Origin of the sequence: Oceanobacillus sojae (assembly GCF_900162665.1) — a bacterium.
GTDB lineage: Bacteria > Bacillota > Bacilli > Bacillales > Amphibacillaceae > Oceanobacillus > Oceanobacillus sojae_A.
Window position 1 is genome coordinate 274,294 of sequence record NZ_LT727812.1, and the last position, 17,226, is coordinate 291,519.

At 38.7% G+C, this 17,226-nt stretch carries 13 protein-coding genes and 1 other annotated feature; of the genes, 2 read left to right on the forward strand and 11 right to left on the reverse strand.

Annotated elements, in window-relative coordinates; translation table 11 throughout:
- Positions 1-73: 73 nt before the first annotated feature.
- The 10 genes from aspS to BN1068_RS12300 all read right to left on the reverse strand — a co-directional run bounded on the left by aspS (position 74) and on the right by BN1068_RS12300 (position 14,622).
- Positions 74-1,852, reverse strand: a complete 1,779-nt coding sequence (gene aspS / locus BN1068_RS12255) for an aspartate--tRNA ligase (protein WP_077603140.1) — start codon at positions 1,850-1,852, stop codon at positions 74-76.
- 3 nt (positions 1,853-1,855) lie between these two features.
- On the reverse strand, positions 1,856-3,139 hold the full coding sequence (hisS, locus tag BN1068_RS12260; protein ID WP_077603141.1) for a histidine--tRNA ligase: 1,284 nt from the start codon (positions 3,137-3,139) through the stop codon (positions 1,856-1,858).
- A gap of 136 nt (positions 3,140-3,275) precedes the next feature.
- Positions 3,276-3,496, reverse strand: a binding site (T-box leader).
- Positions 3,497-3,647: 151 nt separating this feature from the next.
- A complete protein-coding gene (locus tag BN1068_RS23645; protein WP_175637141.1) occupies positions 3,648-3,821 on the reverse strand; it encodes a hypothetical protein in 174 nt (57 codons plus the stop codon).
- A 91-nt stretch (positions 3,822-3,912) separates the two neighbouring features.
- Positions 3,913-4,359 (reverse strand): D-aminoacyl-tRNA deacylase, encoded by a 447-nt coding sequence (gene dtd / locus BN1068_RS12265; RefSeq protein WP_077603142.1) that lies wholly within the window; start codon positions 4,357-4,359, stop codon positions 3,913-3,915.
- 14 nt (positions 4,360-4,373) lie between these two features.
- The gene (locus BN1068_RS12270; protein ID WP_077603143.1) at positions 4,374-6,569 is read right to left on the reverse strand and encodes a RelA/SpoT family protein; all 2,196 of its coding nucleotides are present in this window, start codon (positions 6,567-6,569) and stop codon (positions 4,374-4,376) included.
- Between the two features lie 1,983 nt (positions 6,570-8,552).
- Positions 8,553-9,065, reverse strand: a complete 513-nt coding sequence (locus tag BN1068_RS12280; RefSeq protein WP_077603145.1) for an adenine phosphoribosyltransferase — start codon at positions 9,063-9,065, stop codon at positions 8,553-8,555.
- Positions 9,055-11,364 carry a single-stranded-DNA-specific exonuclease RecJ gene (gene recJ / locus BN1068_RS12285; protein WP_077603146.1) on the reverse strand — a complete coding sequence of 770 codons (2,310 nt, stop codon included), beginning with the start codon at positions 11,362-11,364 and terminating at the stop codon, positions 9,055-9,057. The genes BN1068_RS12280 and recJ overlap by 11 nt, the downstream gene beginning before the upstream one ends.
- A gap of 89 nt (positions 11,365-11,453) precedes the next feature.
- Positions 11,454-11,816 carry a LapA family protein gene (locus tag BN1068_RS12290; RefSeq protein ID WP_077603147.1) on the reverse strand — a complete coding sequence of 121 codons (363 nt, stop codon included), beginning with the start codon at positions 11,814-11,816 and terminating at the stop codon, positions 11,454-11,456.
- Positions 11,817-12,026: 210 nt separating this feature from the next.
- Complete coding sequence (gene secDF / locus BN1068_RS12295; protein ID WP_077603148.1) at positions 12,027-14,279, reverse strand: protein translocase subunit SecDF; 2,253 nt, start codon at positions 14,277-14,279, stop codon at positions 12,027-12,029.
- Between the two features lie 43 nt (positions 14,280-14,322).
- A complete protein-coding gene (locus tag BN1068_RS12300) occupies positions 14,323-14,622 on the reverse strand; it encodes a post-transcriptional regulator (RefSeq protein WP_077603149.1) in 300 nt (99 codons plus the stop codon).
- Between the two features lie 230 nt (positions 14,623-14,852).
- Here BN1068_RS12300 and spoVB point away from each other — a divergent pair, with 230 nt between their 5' ends.
- Entirely contained in the window at positions 14,853-16,403 is a 1,551-nt protein-coding gene (spoVB, locus tag BN1068_RS12305; protein WP_077603150.1) for a stage V sporulation protein B, read from the forward strand.
- A 102-nt stretch (positions 16,404-16,505) separates the two neighbouring features.
- Positions 16,506-16,889 carry a TIGR04086 family membrane protein gene (locus BN1068_RS12310; RefSeq protein ID WP_077603151.1) on the forward strand — a complete coding sequence of 128 codons (384 nt, stop codon included), beginning with the start codon at positions 16,506-16,508 and terminating at the stop codon, positions 16,887-16,889.
- Between the two features lie 66 nt (positions 16,890-16,955).
- Here BN1068_RS12310 and yajC read toward each other — a convergent pair whose 3' ends face one another.
- Complete coding sequence (yajC, locus tag BN1068_RS12315) at positions 16,956-17,225, reverse strand: preprotein translocase subunit YajC (RefSeq protein ID WP_077603152.1); 270 nt, start codon at positions 17,223-17,225, stop codon at positions 16,956-16,958.
- Position 17,226 lies beyond the last annotated feature (1 nt).

Here is a 17,226-nt window from a genome sequence, read left to right on the forward strand (position 1 = left end):
TCATTGAGCTTTTGTTTGCTTTTATTTCACAAATGATATGCACGATATGCAGAAATATCGTGCATATTCTCTATTATTCTTTATTATCATTTCTTGTTGCTAATGAAATGGACAATTCTTGCAGCTGGTCCCCGCTCACTTCACTTGGAGCTTCTGTCATCAGGTCAGAAGCAGATGCTGTTTTAGGGAAAAGAATGGTATCACGAAGATTAGAACGGCCTGCCAGAAGCATAATAATACGGTCTAAGCCAAGTGCGACTCCTCCATGAGGCGGTGCTCCATATTCTAAGGCATCCAATAAGAATCCGAATTGCTCTCTAGCTTCTACTTCTGTAAATCCTAATGCTTGGAACATCTTATTCTGAAGCTCAGTCTGATGGATACGGATAGATCCGCCGCCGAGCTCGTAACCATTTAATACTAAGTCATATGCATTTGCACGGACGTTCATCGGATCTGTTAACAATTTTTCCTTGTCTGCTTCAATTGGTGATGTAAACGGATGATGCGCTGCAAAATAACGGCCCAGCTCCTCATCATATTCAAATAACGGCCAATCTGTTACCCACAAGAAATGAAATGCTTCTTCGTCAATCAACCCTAAATCTTTGCCCAGCTTCAAGCGCAGGGCTCCTAAACTATCGTAAACAACGGACGATTTATCAGCTACAAATAATAGCAGGTCTCCACTGTTTGCTTTTGCTTTATCCTTGATAGCTGCTTTTTCCTCATCAGATAAGAATTTGCTGATTGGGCCTTTCACTTCTTCTTCCTCTACTTTTAACCAGGCTAAACCTTTTGCGCCGTAGACATTGACAAACTCTGTTAATTTATCAATATCTTTTCTGGAATAGCTGCCGGCAGCACCTTCTACATTTAATAATGCAACTTTTCCGCCATTCGCTACCGCCTGCTTAAATACTTTAAACCCAGAATCAGCCACAATGTCTGATACATGAATCAATTCTAATCCAAAACGGGTATCCGGTTTATCAGAACCAAAGCGGTCCATGGCCTCGTCATAAGGCATTCTTTGTAAAGGTAAAGTAATATCGACTTCTTTAACCTCTTTAACTACCTCTTTCATCATCTCTTCTGTCATTGTCATAATTTCGTCACTTGTTAGAAAGGATGTCTCAATATCGACTTGTGTAAATTCCGGCTGACGGTCTGCCCGTAAATCTTCATCACGGAAGCAGCGGGCAATTTGATAATAACGTTCAAATCCGCTCATCATAATTAATTGTTTAAATAACTGAGGAGATTGCGGTAAAGCATAGAATTCACCAGGATGAACACGGCTCGGCACAAGATAATCCCGTGCTCCTTCCGGTGTGCTCTTTGTTAAAATAGGTGTTTCCATTTCTAAGAACTCATTTTTATTTAAATAATTACGGATACTCTGAGTAGTTTGATGGCGCAATTTAAATGTTTCCTGCAAGCCTGGGCGGCGTAAATCTAAATAGCGATATTTTAATCGGATATCCTCTGAAATATTTACATCATCCTGAATCATAAATGGCGGATTTTTTGCTTTATTCAATACTTTAATGGAGCTGGCCAGTACTTCCAATGTACCAGTCGAAATGGAAGGATTGATGGTTGCTTCATCACGTAAAACAAGCTTGCCGACTACATCAATCACATATTCAGAACGAATACTCTCCGCTGTTTCCAGTGCTTCCTGTGAATAATCCGGATTAAACACAATTTGCATAATTCCAGACTTATCACGTAAATCAATAAAAATCAGTCCGCCAAGATCTCTACGTTTTTGGACCCAGCCTTTTAGTCTGACTTCCTTTTCAATTTCATTTTCAGTTAAGTGTCCTGATAAAACACGCTCTATCATTTTTTAACTCTCCTCCAATAACAACTCTTTAATTTCAGAAACTAGATGGTCAATGGAAATCTCTTTTTGATCTCCAGTTTCCATATTTTTAATGGTCACCACTTGTTTCGCAAGCTCATCATCGCCTAAAAAGATAACAAATTTTGCTTTTAAACGGTCTGCCGCCTTAAGCTGACCCTTCATTTTACGGTGCTGGTAATCAGTATCTGTCTGCATACCAGACTCTCGCAACTGATGAACAAGCTTTACAGTCTCTGTTCGTACTTTTTCAGAACCAAAGCCTGCCACAAAACAATCCAGTTTGGTATCAACCGGTATATCAATATTTTCTACTTGAAGAGCCATTAACAAGCGTTCCAGACCCATTCCAAATCCAATTCCCGGAGTATCGGGACCGCCGAATTCAGTAATTAACCCATCATATCTGCCGCCGCCGGCTAATGTCGTAATGGCACCGAAGCCGTCTGCTTCACTCATAATTTCAAATGCCGTATGATTATAGTAATCTAAGCCACGGACTAGATTAGGATCCACGGTATAAGAAATTTCCATCGCATCTAAATATGCCTTTACCTGTTCAAAATAAGCTTGTGACTTTTCATTCAGATAATCTAAGATGGACGGTGCGGTTTTCATCGCTGGATGATCACGATCTTTTTTACAATCCAGCACACGTAACGGATTTTTATCCAGCCGCGCTTGGCAATCTGAGCAAAGCTCCTCACGGTATGGGTCAAAATGCGTTACTAGTGCGTCACGGTGTGCTTTTCGGCTTTCCTTATCACCTAATGAGTTAATCACCAGCTTCAGAGATTTCAATCCTAATCTATGGTAAATTTGCATGGCAAGATCAATTACTTCTGCATCAATTGCCGGATCCTCGCTTCCCATTGCTTCCACACCGAATTGATTTAATTGGCGCATTCTCCCTTTTTGGGGACGCTCATACCGGAACATTGAGCCAAAGTAATATAGTTTTTCCGGTAAATTGGGACTGCCGTATAATTTATTTTCAACGAATGCACGGGCTACAGCAGCGGTTCCTTCTGGACGAAGTGTCAGACTTCTGCCTCCGCGGTCCTCAAAAGTATACATTTCTTTTTGTACAATATCTGTAGAGTCCCCGACACCGCGTTGAAATACTTCTGTGTGCTCGAAGATTGGTGTACGTATTTCATGATAGTAGTAGGCATTACAAATTTCTTTGATCTGATTTTCTACATACTGCCATTTTGCCGTATCCTCCGGCAAAATATCCATTGTTCCTCTTGGAGCCTTCATAGCCATTTTATTTCCTCCTTCACTAATATACAAAATAACTGACGAACTTCTTTTTCTGATCAGCAGAAAATGATACAGGTACCTTTCTGGTTAGACGCTTCAGGTTCTTTTACAACACAAAAATCCCGTCCCTTATTCAAGAATAAGGGACGGGATTTTCCCGCGTTGCCACCCTAGTTGATACCAAAAGATACCCACCTTTATCAGTTAACGCCTGCAACACGTTTATATCTACTCAATCTATTTCGATATAAATCCTCCAGAATGTCTTTCATATAAGCCGGATAGATAGCTGCTTTCAGCCAATGACAGCTACTCTCTTACTACCTGTTCCTATATTACTTTTTCTTTCAACGGTTTCATTCATTTAATTTTAAGAAACTTCTACTTTATACTGCTCATGTCCCGGGACTGGGCTTACCCGTCACACAGAAAACATTCGCAGGAAACGTAGAAGCTGCCACATCTTATAGAAGTGGAATGATTATAATAATAAGGTGAGTTTCGTTCATTGTCAAGAACGACTTAAGCTTTTTTTCAATTGCTTCACTTCCTGTATAGAAATTCCAAGCTCTGTCGCTATTTCTAAATAGGTTGAAGACTTTTCCATTTGTAGAAAATGATGAAAATCAACCATCATCATTTCAGGGTAATGATTGGCTTTGTGCTGCTTTATCTCCCGATGCATAACTTAAATTCTCCTTTAAGTGTCTTTTTTAAATCTATTTAAGTTTTTATAGCATCTCCACAAAACCCTGACCTTATTCTCGTCCCTTCCTTTACCTGTCTTTACTGTCAATAATCAGTGTGACCGGTCCATCATTTATCAGTGCGACATCCATCATTGCACCGAATTCTCCAGTTTCTGTCACTATTCCTTCTGTGCGCAGCGCTTTATTAAAAGCATTATATAAAGCTTCTGCTTCGTCAGGTTTCGCTGCTTTTATAAAGCTTGGACGTCTGCCTTTTTTAGTATCCCCATATAAAGTAAACTGTGATACTGATAAAATGCTTCCTTCCACATCTTTAATAGAAAGATTCATTTTGTTGTTTTCATCTTCAAAAATCCGCAAATGGACAATCTTATTTACGAGATATTTCAAATCCTTATCTGTATCCTCGTGTGTAACACCGACAAGTAAAAGGAATCCTTTTTTAATTTCACTGATTTTTTCTTCCCGGACGGTTACAGAAGCTTCCTTTACCCGCTGTAATACTACTTTCATAAAACAAACGCTCCTTATTGCACAGTTCTGGTAACGGTGTATACTTCCCGAATCTGCTTTATTCGATCCACTACTTTACGTAAATGATTCGTATTATGAATTAAAATTGTCAATTGAATAATAGCCATTTTATTCCGGTCAGATCTGCCATTAACATGCGTAATATTCGTTTTTGTTTCGTTGACAGCCTGTAATACCTCATTGAGCAGACCACGGCGATCATAACCTGTGATTTCCAAATCAACATGATACTGCTTTTTCTCTGCATACTGATTTTTCCACTTCACATCTATATAGCGCTGCTTCGCTTCCTCTGTCTGTACGTTTGGACAATCGGCACGGTGAACAGATACTCCTCTGCCTTTGGTAATATAGCCTAAAATTTCATCACCTGGTACAGGATTACAGCATTTTGCTATACGGACAAGCAAATTGTTAACTCCCGCCACTTCGATTCCTGAATCTTTCTTGGAGGACGGTTTTGCTTTATCCGTTTTTACTTCTTCTATCTTCTTTTCTAAATCCTGATCTGCTTCTCTTGATTGCCGGATTTTCTCCGTTAATCTGGTAGCTATAAGAGCTGCGGTAATCCCTTGATAACCCACAGCAGCATACATATCATCTTCGCTCATAAAATTAAACTTATCAAATACACGCTGCAAATTATCTGGAGTTAATGCTGCCTTGGGATCGATATCAAAGGTACGAATTTCTCTTTCAACAGCTTCCTTTCCTTTGACAATATTCTCATCACGCTGCTGCTTCTTGAAAAACTGTTTTATTTTGCTCTTTGCCTGTGAGGTCTGCACCATTTTCAGCCAATCCTGAGACGGTCCGTAGGAATGCTTCGACGTCATCACATCAACAATATCTCCGTTTTGCAATTCATAGTCTAACGGCTCCATCTTACCGTTAATTTTCGCCCCAATGGTCTTATTGCCGATTTCCGTATGAATCTTGTAAGCAAAATCAATTGGAATGGAACCTGCAGGCAGCTCAATAACTTCTCCTTTTGGTGTGAAAACATAGACCATATCAGAAAACAAATCAATCTTCAATGACTCCATAAATTCTTCCGCGTCATGCGTTTCACTTTGCCACTCCAAAATTTCCCGGAACCATGACAATTTTTCTTCAAAGGAGCTCTTACCTTTTGCCTGCTTTCCTTCTTTATAGGCCCAGTGTGCAGCAATCCCATACTCTGCAATATCATGCATTTCCTTCGTGCGGATCTGCACCTCTAACGGATCGCCTTTTGGACCGATAACGGTTGTATGCAGAGACTGATACAAATTTTGCTTCGGCATAGCAATGTAATCCTTAAACCTTCCGGGCATCGGCTTCCAATTCGTATGGATAATACCTAAAACAGCATAACAGTCTTTAATATTATCCACTAGAATCCGGACTGCAAGAAGATCATATATCTCATTAAATTGCTTTTTCTGATTGACCATTTTCTGATAGATACTGTACAAATGCTTTGGCCGGCCGGACATCTCTGCCTTTATATTTACCGCCTCAAATTCCTGGGAAAGATCGTCAATAACTTCCTGAATGTAAGACTCTCTTTCTTCCCTTTTCTGCTTCATCAATTGAACAATACGATAGTATTGCTGTGGATTAAGATAGCGTAAAGCTGTATCCTCCAGTTCCCATTTTATCGTTGAAATTCCCAATCGATGAGCAAGCGGCGCAAAAATTTCCAGCGTTTCATTTGAAATACGCCGCTGCTTTTCTGGCGGTAAATGCTTTAACGTTCTCATATTATGCAATCTGTCAGCAAGTTTAATCATAATGACACGGATATCTCTTGCCATTGCTACAAACATTTTACGGTGGTTCTCTGCCTGCTGGGCCTCTTTTGTTTCATAACGGATTTTACCAAGCTTCGTAACACCATCTACAAGTGCAGCTATTTCATGATTGAATTCTTCTTCAATCTGTTCAAAGGTTACCTCGGTATCCTCTATGACATCATGAAGAAACCCGGCTGAAATTGTTTCTGCATCCATTAATAATTCAGCCAGAATACCTGCAACCTGTACGGGATGAATAATATACGGTTCGCCAGATTTACGAAATTGATCTTTATGAGCCTCTTTCGCAAATTCATAAGCGCGTTCAATTAAAGCAACATCTTCATCAGATAAATATTCTTTTACTTTTTCTATAATATCTGTAATGCTGACATTTTCATCTTTTGCCATGTAATCACCTTTATTTACTTTCAATATTGAATAAATTATTTTATTAAAAATTAATCCTTCTCTGATGTAAAAATAAAAATAGCAACAAGTGTCTGAATGCTTGAAGCCATTTCTTTCATTAAAAATCTTTTAAATTTCGCGGATTTAAAAACATTATTCGATAATAATTACTATTATAAGACTTTTTTTATATTCCTGTCCAACTAAAACCTAATATAAGCAGATTAAAAATAACTTGCTTATCATATTGACAGGTGTTGATCGTTCCTTTCATCTAGCTCTTGACAAAGCAAAAACTCTATTTAGAAAGAAGGTGACGTGTAAGGCCACCGCTGCGGCGGACCGTTTTGCTTTCGACGTACAGGACGTACTAATGCAGGCGTTGCAACAACTCTTTTCGATGGGGTGAGTAATCGCAACCCCAGGACGTTGCGACCTTAGCCTGCCTAGGGACATGCTCTTCAGCTAACTTTTGCCAAGAAGAGCACTTGGCAAAAGTGGATCTTCAGATGATGCTATTCCCTGTCCAGCTGCAAGCGTCAAAAACTAGACAACTTCCCGAGAGCGCCCTACGATAAGTCATCATCCGTTCGTAAACTCACGGTGATTCCTTTATCTCAGTTGCTTCGGTCCAGTTGTTACGTTTTTAAACGACGCTTTCCGCTTTCCTCACAGGAGTCAAAACGGTCCGCCTCCGCTAGAAGGAGTACTCTATACAAGTTGAAACAGCTGACTAAATAGAAGTTAGATCAGATAAAACGTTTTTCCTGGTTCATAATATTCTGTCACGATTACTCATTCCATTAAAAATCCTCGCTAGAATTAGTTTCATCTCCTTGGCAAGAACACCAGTGTTTCAAAGATCAAGCAATTTTAAAAGTATCTCCGTTCACTTATATAAATAATTATGCTAATATAGCATACAAATATGGAAATAAAAAGAATGTTTTTAAAAGTCGAAAAGAGTATAAGTTTGTTATGCTTCAGTGTTGCATATTGGAAAGTACATAAGCAGATATTTGGAGAAATAAAATAATAGCTGGGGCTTTATTGTCCAGCTCTTTAAAAATTTTTGATATGAATTTTAAGTGAAGCAGGTGAGGATTGTGAGTGACAAAAAGAAGCTTTTTGGAGTTGGCAGCGAGCTGGAGGAAGATAATACGGAAGTAAATCAGCAGCCGGTCAAGCCGGGGGCGGGAAATGAGAAAAAAAGTGCGTTTGGCAGCCATGTGAAGGAAGAAGAAACCATGGGAAAACAGATTGCTTTTGGTGCACAGCACACAGCAGCCGACGAGAATCAGCAGGGAAAACTGGCAAATATAAAAATGGTATTTTCGCTTCAAAATAAATTATTTTGGGTTAACTCCTATCTTATGGCGGTTNTACGTTTTTAAACGACGCTTTCCGCTTTCCTCACAGGAGTCAAAACGGTCCGCCTCCGCTAGCAGGATGTTCTATACAGGTTGAAACAGCTGACTAAATAGAAGTTAGACCAGACAAAACATTTTTTCTGGTTCATGGTAAAATATTTTGTCACAATTACTTTCTGTTCATCAAAGCTATTCCCGATATTTACTACCCTATAATCTTAATTAAAATTGCCAAATCAGCCATTGAAACACTAAAATAATCTTTTCATTAAGCAAAAAGCGATTATTTCATCCAACTCCATTAGGATATAATTTCTTTCATTTACTGAAGAAACCTAACTGAGCGCAGACCAACCACGGAGACTCCTATGGGAACAGGGCGAGCTTGAAGATCCACTTGAAAAGCGGGTTTCTTTTCAAGTTAGCTGAAGCCGTCCCCATGGAAAGCGTAGTGGTTGGTCGGAGCGGCGCTATACTCAATCTGCTTTTCAAGATGATTTAACAACATGCAAGCAGGATAATGTAGAACATGCTTATTCTCAGGTGAGAAAGTTGAGTAATATATAAAAAGAGTCAACACAGTTTTTATCTCTGTTTGACTCTTCTCTGTCTCTTAATAGGTCATAATTGTAAGAACATCGTAGCCTTCCAGCTTATCCTTCCCATCCAGATAGCTTAACTCCACTAAGAAAGCACATCCTACAACGATTCCTCCAAGCTGTTCAACTAAATTAATTGTTGCTTCAATCGTACCGCCTGTCGCTAAAAGATCGTCCGTAATCAGAACACGCTGTCCAGGTTTAATAGCATCCTTATGAATGGTCAGTACATTTTGCCCATACTCCAATCCATAATCTACTTTGATCACTTCGCGGGGCAGTTTTCCTTCTTTACGTACAGGTGCAAAACCGATTTCTAGTGCATAAGAAACAGGACAGCCGACAATAAATCCTCTCGCTTCAGGACCTACAACGATATCAATTTCCTTCTCTTTAGCGTATTCTACAATTTCATCAACAGCTGCTTTATAAGCCGGTCCATTAGCCATCAATGGCGTAATATCCTTAAAACGCACCCCTTCCTTCGGCCAATTTTCTACAATCTCAATGTACTCTTTATAATCCATGTACTGCTTCCTCCTTTAAATTCACTGGTGTGTCCAGATAGGGTTCAAACCATTTTTTTAAATCCTGGTAATTAGAATAAATAAGTATACTTTCTGCTTCTTTTTGTTTGAAGCAGGTTTGGTAAACAGCTGATTCTGATAAATCCTTTTTATTCTGTGCAGCTTCGTAGCGCAGCCACCCATCCTTCATCGTTGCAAATCCCAAATCTGTAAAAACATCTGACATAAATTTCATTTTAGCTTCATTCCAGCCCCGATGCTGTTCAATAGCTTTCTGCATTTCCGCAACCCGAAACTGCTGATGCTGTTTAATTAAGCTGTAATAATCTATAAATTCCTTTCGGGAAGGAAACTGAAAGGGATATTGATTTGTTGTCCGGCGTAATGCTACAACAATATTTTTCGGATTCATCCGCTTAATAATTTCCTTCATAGCATCCATACTTTCAGGTAATTCTGTAAAACCGATGGTATGATAATGCGTTAAATCCATAGAAAGTGCCTCTTTATAAGTAAATGTTTCCGTATGCTCATCAGGCTGGATGGACTCACCACAGACAAAGACTTCGTTAACATTACCGGGAATTAATTGCTCCGCTTTTTTTCCCCGAAAGTCAAATAGCTGCCATTCGGTAATTCTTAAATCCTCTATCATTAATTGAGCATTCCTTCTTCCATTCCATTCGTTGACAGAAAGCTCTCCGGCTATAGATATCTTTGTATGCGGAGAGATAGCATCCTTCAGCTCACCAAATCCAAAACCAACCATATCCAACGGACCATTTGCAGATGCAAATTGCATTTTTAAATGGTTTTTTCTGCTTCCAATTTGACGAACCTCTTTTGGTACTTCTCTTATCTCATACAAAGGCTTCGGATTTCCCATCCCAAACGGAGAAAGCTTTGCTATCTCCTCAATTAAAGATACATTGATGTCTTCAATACCTAATATAGCATTAATATATAATTCCTGCTTAAAATCATCTTCTGACAGATTCTGAAAAAGTAAATCATTTAAAGCCGTCTCCAGAGAATCCAAATTTTCAATAGGTAATGTCATTCCGGCTGCCTGCGCGTGTCCCCCAAAATGCGTAAACAGGTCTCTGACAGTCATACAGCCTTCAAATAAGTCAAATGCAGGAATACTTCTGGCTGATCCCTTTACAATACCCTGCTTCGGTTTTATTGCAAGAACAATTGCAGGCCGGTCATATTTTTGGACTAGTTTTGAAGCTACGATTCCTAATACGCCCTCATTCCAGCCTTCTTTTGCTACAATAATAATCCGTTTATCCGTCTGAACCATTTCCATTGCTTCATCTACAATATCCTGAACAATCTTCTTTCGCTGTTCATTAATATGGTTTAATTCATTCGCCATCTCTAATGCGATTTCATGATCTTCCTCCAGTAAAAGGTCTACGGCTAAATCTGCATCTCCTAAACGTCCCACAGCATTTAACCGTGGCCCGATACGAAAACCGATATCTTCCTCTGTAATGATTTCATCTAACTGGCATACCTGTTTTAAAGCTTTCAAACCAACATATTTGGTTTTCTGCAATTCTTTCAACCCAAAGGCAGCTAAAATCCGATTTTCTGAAACTAAGGGTACCAGATCCGCAATTGTACCTATAGCTGCAAAAGGAAGCACTTCCCGGGGAAGCTCCCCGATTAAAGCCTGTGTCAGTTTTAACGAAACACCGACACCTGCCAGTTCTTTAAAAGAGTAGTCTTCGGATAATTTCGGATGAATAATTGTGTAGCAATCCGGTATTTCTGCCTGCGGTTCATGGTGATCGGTAATAATTAAATCAATACCAAGCTCCTTTGCTACTTCTGCTTCATGAATAGATGCAATACCTGTATCCACCGTAATAATCAATCCGAATCCAGCTTGATGAAGCTGCCTGAATGCTGCTTCGTTTGGACCGTACCCTTCAGTAAAACGATTGGGAATATAGTATTCACAGTCTGCACCAATTTTTTTCAGAGCATGCAGCAGGACAACCGTAGAGCTGACACCATCTGCGTCATAATCTCCGTATACAACAATTTTTTCTTTGTTTTCTGCTGCTTCTTTAATTCGATTAACCGCTTTGGTCATTCCACTCAGTAAAAAAGGGTCTATTAAGTTATTTAAATCCGGCTGCATAAATTGCTTTGCTTCTTCCGTTGTGGTAATTCCTCTTTGTAAAAACAGATCCTTAACAATAGGCGACATAGCAATTTCTATCGAATCTCTATCCTCCACAGGCGGATTATTTATATATTTCCAGTTTGCTTTACTTGATAGCATAAATTCACCCCTGACCTACTTATTATACAAGAGTAGGCCAGGGGCATCAAATAGATTCCTCTAATTATCGGTTAAACTGTTAAGAAAGATTATTCTTTATCTAATTTTTTTGCTTGTTTAGCATCTTGGCGCAGTTCTTTTCTGGATTCTTTTTTATTATCTGCTTCTCCTTGCTCGTCTTTAATTCCGTGGGCTGCCATTCTTTTTTTCAAGCGTTCATTTTCTGTACGAAGTTTTTTTATCTCATGATGTGCTCTATAAAGCCGAATTGCTCCTACTGCTGCAGTGATTAAACCTCCCATTAATACAGAAAAGAGAATAACCAGGATTAAAGGGGAATCCGCCGTCCAAAATAAATAGTCTACTGCTACAGGATCCACATTAATAACAGCAAAAACGGCGATAATAATTACAAATATAATAGTGAGTATGACATAAACTTGTCCATTCATAAATGTTCCTCCATTAAAAAATATTTTTACCTGTTTATTACCCGATTAAGTATTATTCTAAGCATGATAGTAAAAAAAAAGAGAACTTCCAATGGTTTAAACCGGTAATGTTGACTAAATTCTGCAGCTAAGCTTTTTTAGATATATTACCACGTTGAAAGTTCTCTTTTCAATTTTCATACTGCCTTATACAAAGACTTCTTAATACATTTATACTTGCGGTCCATCCACTTTCTCTTTTTTCCTGAAATCAACCGGTTTTTTCTTCACTGTTCTCCCTCTCCACACTAACCAAATCTGTGAAGCTAAGAAGAGAGAAGAATAGGTTCCTGCTATTAATCCGATTAACAGTGCAAAAGCGAAGGCCCATATTGAAGACGCCCCGAGCACTAAGAAAGCTACAACAGCAATTATCGTTGTAATAGACGTGTTCATTGTCCGTATAAATGATTGAACAATACTCTTATTGATAATTTCTGCAAGTTTCTTAAACGACTTCACTCGTTTTTCCTGGCGAATATTTTCTCTGACCCGGTCGAATATAACAAGTGTATTATTTAATGAATAACCAATAATGGTTAAAATGGCAGCCACAATCGTAATATCAAATTCAATTTGCGTTATACTGAATGCCACCAGCATAAAGAACACATCATGCAGAAGGGCGATAATAGCTGTTACACCAAAGAAAATTTCAAATCGGATTGCTATATAAGCAACAATAAATAATGATGCTATTGCTACAGCATAAACTGCATTTTTAACAAGCTCCTGCCCAACAATCGGCGATACAACACTCACACCGGGTTCATGCCCGTATATCTCTTCAAAATGCTGCTTCAGGCTTTGCTCTTCCCCTTCATCCAATACTGTATCAAAACGGACAACGCCTATTTCATTATTTTCACCAGATAAATTTACAGAGCTTATTTCATAACCAAGCGTTTCGAACTCTGATTCCACTTCTTCTTCCGTTAGGCTTTGATCTGCAACAACTTCTATCCGGGTACCACTTGTAAAATCAACTCCCGGATTAATTTTAAAGATTCCCATGCTGACAGCGCCAATAATCACCAATATTGTTGTAACAGCAAAAAATTTCTTGCGATGCTTTACGAAATTAACATGTGTACCAAAAAGTGCAGGCTCAGATTCTTCTCCTTCAGTAATGTCCTTAATTTGTTTCTTATTGACGCCAAGCCAGCCTTTTCTTTTTTTCAAAAAGCCGCTCTGAATCCATAGCGCCAAAAGAGCTCTTGAGCCGAATACCGCTGTTAAGAAACTGATTAAAATACTGATAATTAACATGGTTGCGAAGCCCTTAACAGAGCTTGTCCCAAATACAAACAGCACTCCGGCTGCAATTAAAGTCGTTAAGTTCGCATCCAAAATAGTTACAAAGGAACTTTTATTCGCAGATTGAAAGGCTGCTTTTACCGATTTCCCAACCCGCAATTCCTCTTTAGTACGCTCAAAGGTAATGACGTTTGCATCGACGGCCATACCAACTCCTAAAATTAGAGCGGCTATACCAGGTAATGTTAAAACACCATTCAGCAATTCAAAAATTAAAACCACTAAAAATACATAGACAACTAAATTAATTGAAGCGATGATACCGCTAAAGCGATAAAATACACACAGGTACAGGATTATTAAAGCAATTCCAATAATTCCTGCATAAACAGTCTCATTTAATGCCTGTTCACCAAATTGTGCACCTACAGATGTAGAGAAAATCTCATTCATATGTACAGGCAGTGAACCGGAATTAATAATATCTGCCATCTGCTGAGCTGACTCCACTGTAAAATTACCTTCAATCATCACATCGCTGGAATTAATCGTCTGACTTACTGCCGGCGCAGAAATGAATTTAGGTTCTTCCTTTGTCTCTTCTTCAGCAAAAGAATCCTCGTCTTCCTGAAAATCCATCCAAATAACAAGACGGTTATCGGCCATTTGACTGATTTCTTGCGTTACCTCACCAAATTTGTCTGCATCTTTTAGTTTAAGAGTTACAATCGGTGCATTGGTATTTGGATTATAATCCTGCTTGGCACTTCCTTCTACAATATCTGATCCATCCAGGTACTCTTCATCGTCAACATCTCTGAAAGACAATTGCGCAGATGTTGACAGCATATCTCTCGCCTCGGCTTGATTTTCGATCCCTGCGAGCTGAACCCGGATCCGGTCATCTCCCTCGATATTAATGACTGCCTCGCTAATACCCAGGCGGTTAACCCGGTCGTTCAGGGTCTGGACCGTCCCTTCCATTAAGCTGTTTGAAATTTCCTGACCATCTTCAACAGGCTCTACCTCATAGAGGACTTCAAAACCGCCCTGCAGGTCCAAGCCAAGATTCACTTTACTTACTAAGTTGCTAAACGTTGTTCCAATTACTCCTGCCAAAATTGCGATGACAAGAAAAAAGGCAACGATTCTGCCTCTTTTTTTCATCGTTTGCGCTTCCTCCTTCATATATCAACCTTTTAGACGGATTTTATTTATCCACTTGAGGTGAATTTCCAATAAGTGCTTCAATTGAAGCTGCTAAATCATCGTTTTCATAGGATTGAATCGTTAAATAGCTTAAATAAACAGATGATTTCAAATGAAAAATATCTTGAACAATTTCATGAAGTCTTTTTTCGGTTTTACCCTTCCAAATTTTCACGCAAAGACATTGCCATACGCCTTCTGGAGTCGCTTGTTCATAACCCAGCATTTTTAATTCTTCCTGTTTACTTTTTAATGCCGGATAAATCAATCCTTTCCATGACTCTACATGCTGACTGTCCATTTCATCCCACCATTTCTTTTAAATCTCCACAAAGTTCTATCTTATTGTACGCCTTTTTAATTGGTAAAGAAAGTATAAAAAAGTATAAACAGTGCTATATAGGAAGATCTCTGCACTTTTTCTGCATTATTCATTGCCTGAGCCAATTCAACTGTCATGGTTTGTCCATTACCCAGCATATATATCATTGTATATCAAATTTATTTTTTTGAGAAGGCGGGGCAACACGAATGACGAAACAAACCTTTATCCAAGGAGCATTGATTCTAATTATTGCAGGCATGCTTACCCGGTTTATGGGTTTTATCAACCGGATGGTCGTAGCGCGTTTTATGGGAGAAGAAGGTGTCGGTCTTTACATGATGGCTCTGCCAACTCTATTTTTAGTTATGACCCTGACACAATTCGGTCTCCCGGTTGCTATTTCTAAACGTGTAGCAGAAGCAGATGCACAAAATGATTCTAAAAAAATAAAACAGATTGTTGCCGTCTCTCTGGCTATTACCTTAAGTGCAAGTGTCCTGTTTACAGTGCTTTTGATTCTGGCTGCGCCAATTCTATCTGTCACCTTATTTACAGACAGCCGTGTATTACTCCCTCTGATTGTCATCAGTCCAATTATTCCGATTGCTGCTGTATCAGCAGTCTTAAGAGGCTATTTCCAGGGGAAACAGAATATGAAACCTCAAAGCATTGCTCAAGTACTCGAACAAATTGTCCGGATCACATTTGTCGGTATATTTATTTATATTCTTTTGCCTTATGGCATTGAATATGCCGCAGCCGGTGCTATGTTTAGTATTATTATTGGTGAATTTGCTTCACTCTTATACATGATCCGGAAATTTCGTCAAAAAAGAAAACTGAAAATACGAAAACATTTTACAGAAACTGTTCTGTCTGGAAAATCAACAGCAAAAGAACTATTATCTATTTCTCTACCCACCCTGGGAAACAGAATGATTGGTTCTATTTCAAATTTTCTCGATCCGATCATTATAGTTCAGTCTCTCGCCCTGGCAGGTGTCACTGCTGCAGCTGCAACAAAGCAATATGGTGAATTAATGGGCTACACGATGCCTTTATTATTTTTGCCGACATTTATTACAAGCTCTCTCTCTATTGCCCTCGTACCCTCTATTTCTGAGGCTGGAGCTAAAAATCAAACAAAGTTGATTCATAATCGCATCCATCAATCTATCCGGATTTCTTTTGCATCAGGGGCTTTAGCTACTATTGTCATGACTTTATTTGCTTCTGATTTACTCAACCTTATGTATCGTTCTGATTCAGCAGCGTCATTACTGATTATCATGGCACCTTTTTTCCTGTTTTTATACATACAGGCTCCGCTGCAGGCAGCTTTACAAGCTCTTGATTTAGCGCGGCCGGCTATGTGGAATTCGTTGATAGGAGTTATCCTGAAATTTGGTGTCATGATCTTATTGGCAACAAGTTCCACTTTAGGTATTAAAGGAGCAGCGATTGCTATCTGCGTGAATGTTGTTCTTGTCACCTTCCTTCATATTGGTGTATTAAAAAGAGAAATTAATTATTTCCCTGCGTGGAAAGATATTATCCGCATGATTATGCTATGTGGAGTAACTTTTCTTCTGACATATTATATTAAAAACCAATTTTACACTGGTGATACAAATTTGGTTTCACTCACTCTTCTGCTGATGGTAATCGTGATAATTTATTTTATATTACTGCTTCTATTAGGGTTTATTCGTAGAGAAGAGTTAAGACAGCTCCCATTTTTCCCGAAAAAGAAATAATTTTATCCAACAGATGGGCGCCTATTTTTTAAATATTTCTTCTAAATAAAAAATACAAGCATAAAATTAGAATAAGGGACAAACTTAGAGGAGATGAAATGAATGGAAAAAATTCAATGGACATCTTTATTCTACGGTTGGATTATATTATTCGGTTTACTTTTTCTTTCAAGCTTTACGTTAGGCTTCCTTTTAAAATTTCTGGACATGAATGAAGCAACCTTATCCTGGATTACTTTTATTATTGGACTCCTTATTTTATTCGTCTGCGGACTGATCACTGGTTTAAAAGGAAAAGCAAAAGGATGGCTTTTGGGTGTACTGATAGGATTGGGATTTACAGGATTTGTTTTTTTAGTTCAGTTTCTCGGTTATCAGCAGGGCTTCTCGTTAACACAAGCAATGTATCATGGATTCTATTTGGCTGCAGCAATATTAGGCGGGATTATCGGGGTTAATTTTTCAAGTCCCGCAGAAGAAAATTGATTGGTATAGCATATGATGAATCTATAAAAAAAGCTAATGGTTGTCCATTAGCTTTTTTTTCATGAATTATGCTTCCTGTTTTATTTCTCTGATTGCAGAACGGTCATAAGTTAATTTTGTTCCTTCTTCCGTAATCAGAACGATTGTGCCTTCATCAATCGCATGGATTTTTGCATGCAATCCGCCAATTGTTACGATAGAGTTGCCTTTTTGAAGACTATCCTGCATTGTTCTTACTTGCTTCTGACGCTTTTGCTGCGGACGAATAAGTAAGAAGTAAAAAATAGCAAACATAAGTACAATCCATAAAATTGGTGTAATCATTTCAGCTCCCATA

Excerpts from the sequence above, each read along its gene's own strand:
- aspS (WP_077603140.1), bottom strand. The coding sequence starts at position 1,852 with ATGATAGAGCGTGTTTTATCAGGACACTTAACTGAAAATGAAATTGAA.
- hisS (WP_077603141.1), bottom strand. The coding sequence starts at position 3,139 with ATGGCTATGAAGGCTCCAAGAGGAACAATGGATATTTTGCCGGAGGAT.
- BN1068_RS23645 (WP_175637141.1), bottom strand. The coding sequence starts at position 3,821 with ATGCATCGGGAGATAAAGCAGCACAAAGCCAATCATTACCCTGAAATG.
- dtd (WP_077603142.1), bottom strand. The coding sequence starts at position 4,359 with ATGAAAGTAGTATTACAGCGGGTAAAGGAAGCTTCTGTAACCGTCCGG.
- BN1068_RS12270 (WP_077603143.1), bottom strand. The coding sequence starts at position 6,569 with ATGGCAAAAGATGAAAATGTCAGCATTACAGATATTATAGAAAAAGTA.
- BN1068_RS12280 (WP_077603145.1), bottom strand. The coding sequence starts at position 9,065 with ATGGATTATAAAGAGTACATTGAGATTGTAGAAAATTGGCCGAAGGAA.
- recJ (WP_077603146.1), bottom strand. The coding sequence starts at position 11,364 with ATGCTATCAAGTAAAGCAAACTGGAAATATATAAATAATCCGCCTGTG.
- BN1068_RS12290 (WP_077603147.1), bottom strand. The coding sequence starts at position 11,816 with ATGAATGGACAAGTTTATGTCATACTCACTATTATATTTGTAATTATT.
- secDF (WP_077603148.1), bottom strand. The coding sequence starts at position 14,279 with ATGAAAAAAAGAGGCAGAATCGTTGCCTTTTTTCTTGTCATCGCAATT.
- BN1068_RS12300 (WP_077603149.1), bottom strand. The coding sequence starts at position 14,622 with ATGGACAGTCAGCATGTAGAGTCATGGAAAGGATTGATTTATCCGGCA.
- spoVB (WP_077603150.1), top strand. The coding sequence starts at position 14,853 with ATGACGAAACAAACCTTTATCCAAGGAGCATTGATTCTAATTATTGCA.
- BN1068_RS12310 (WP_077603151.1), top strand. The coding sequence starts at position 16,506 with ATGGAAAAAATTCAATGGACATCTTTATTCTACGGTTGGATTATATTA.
- yajC (WP_077603152.1), bottom strand. The coding sequence starts at position 17,225 with ATGGGAGCTGAAATGATTACACCAATTTTATGGATTGTACTTATGTTT.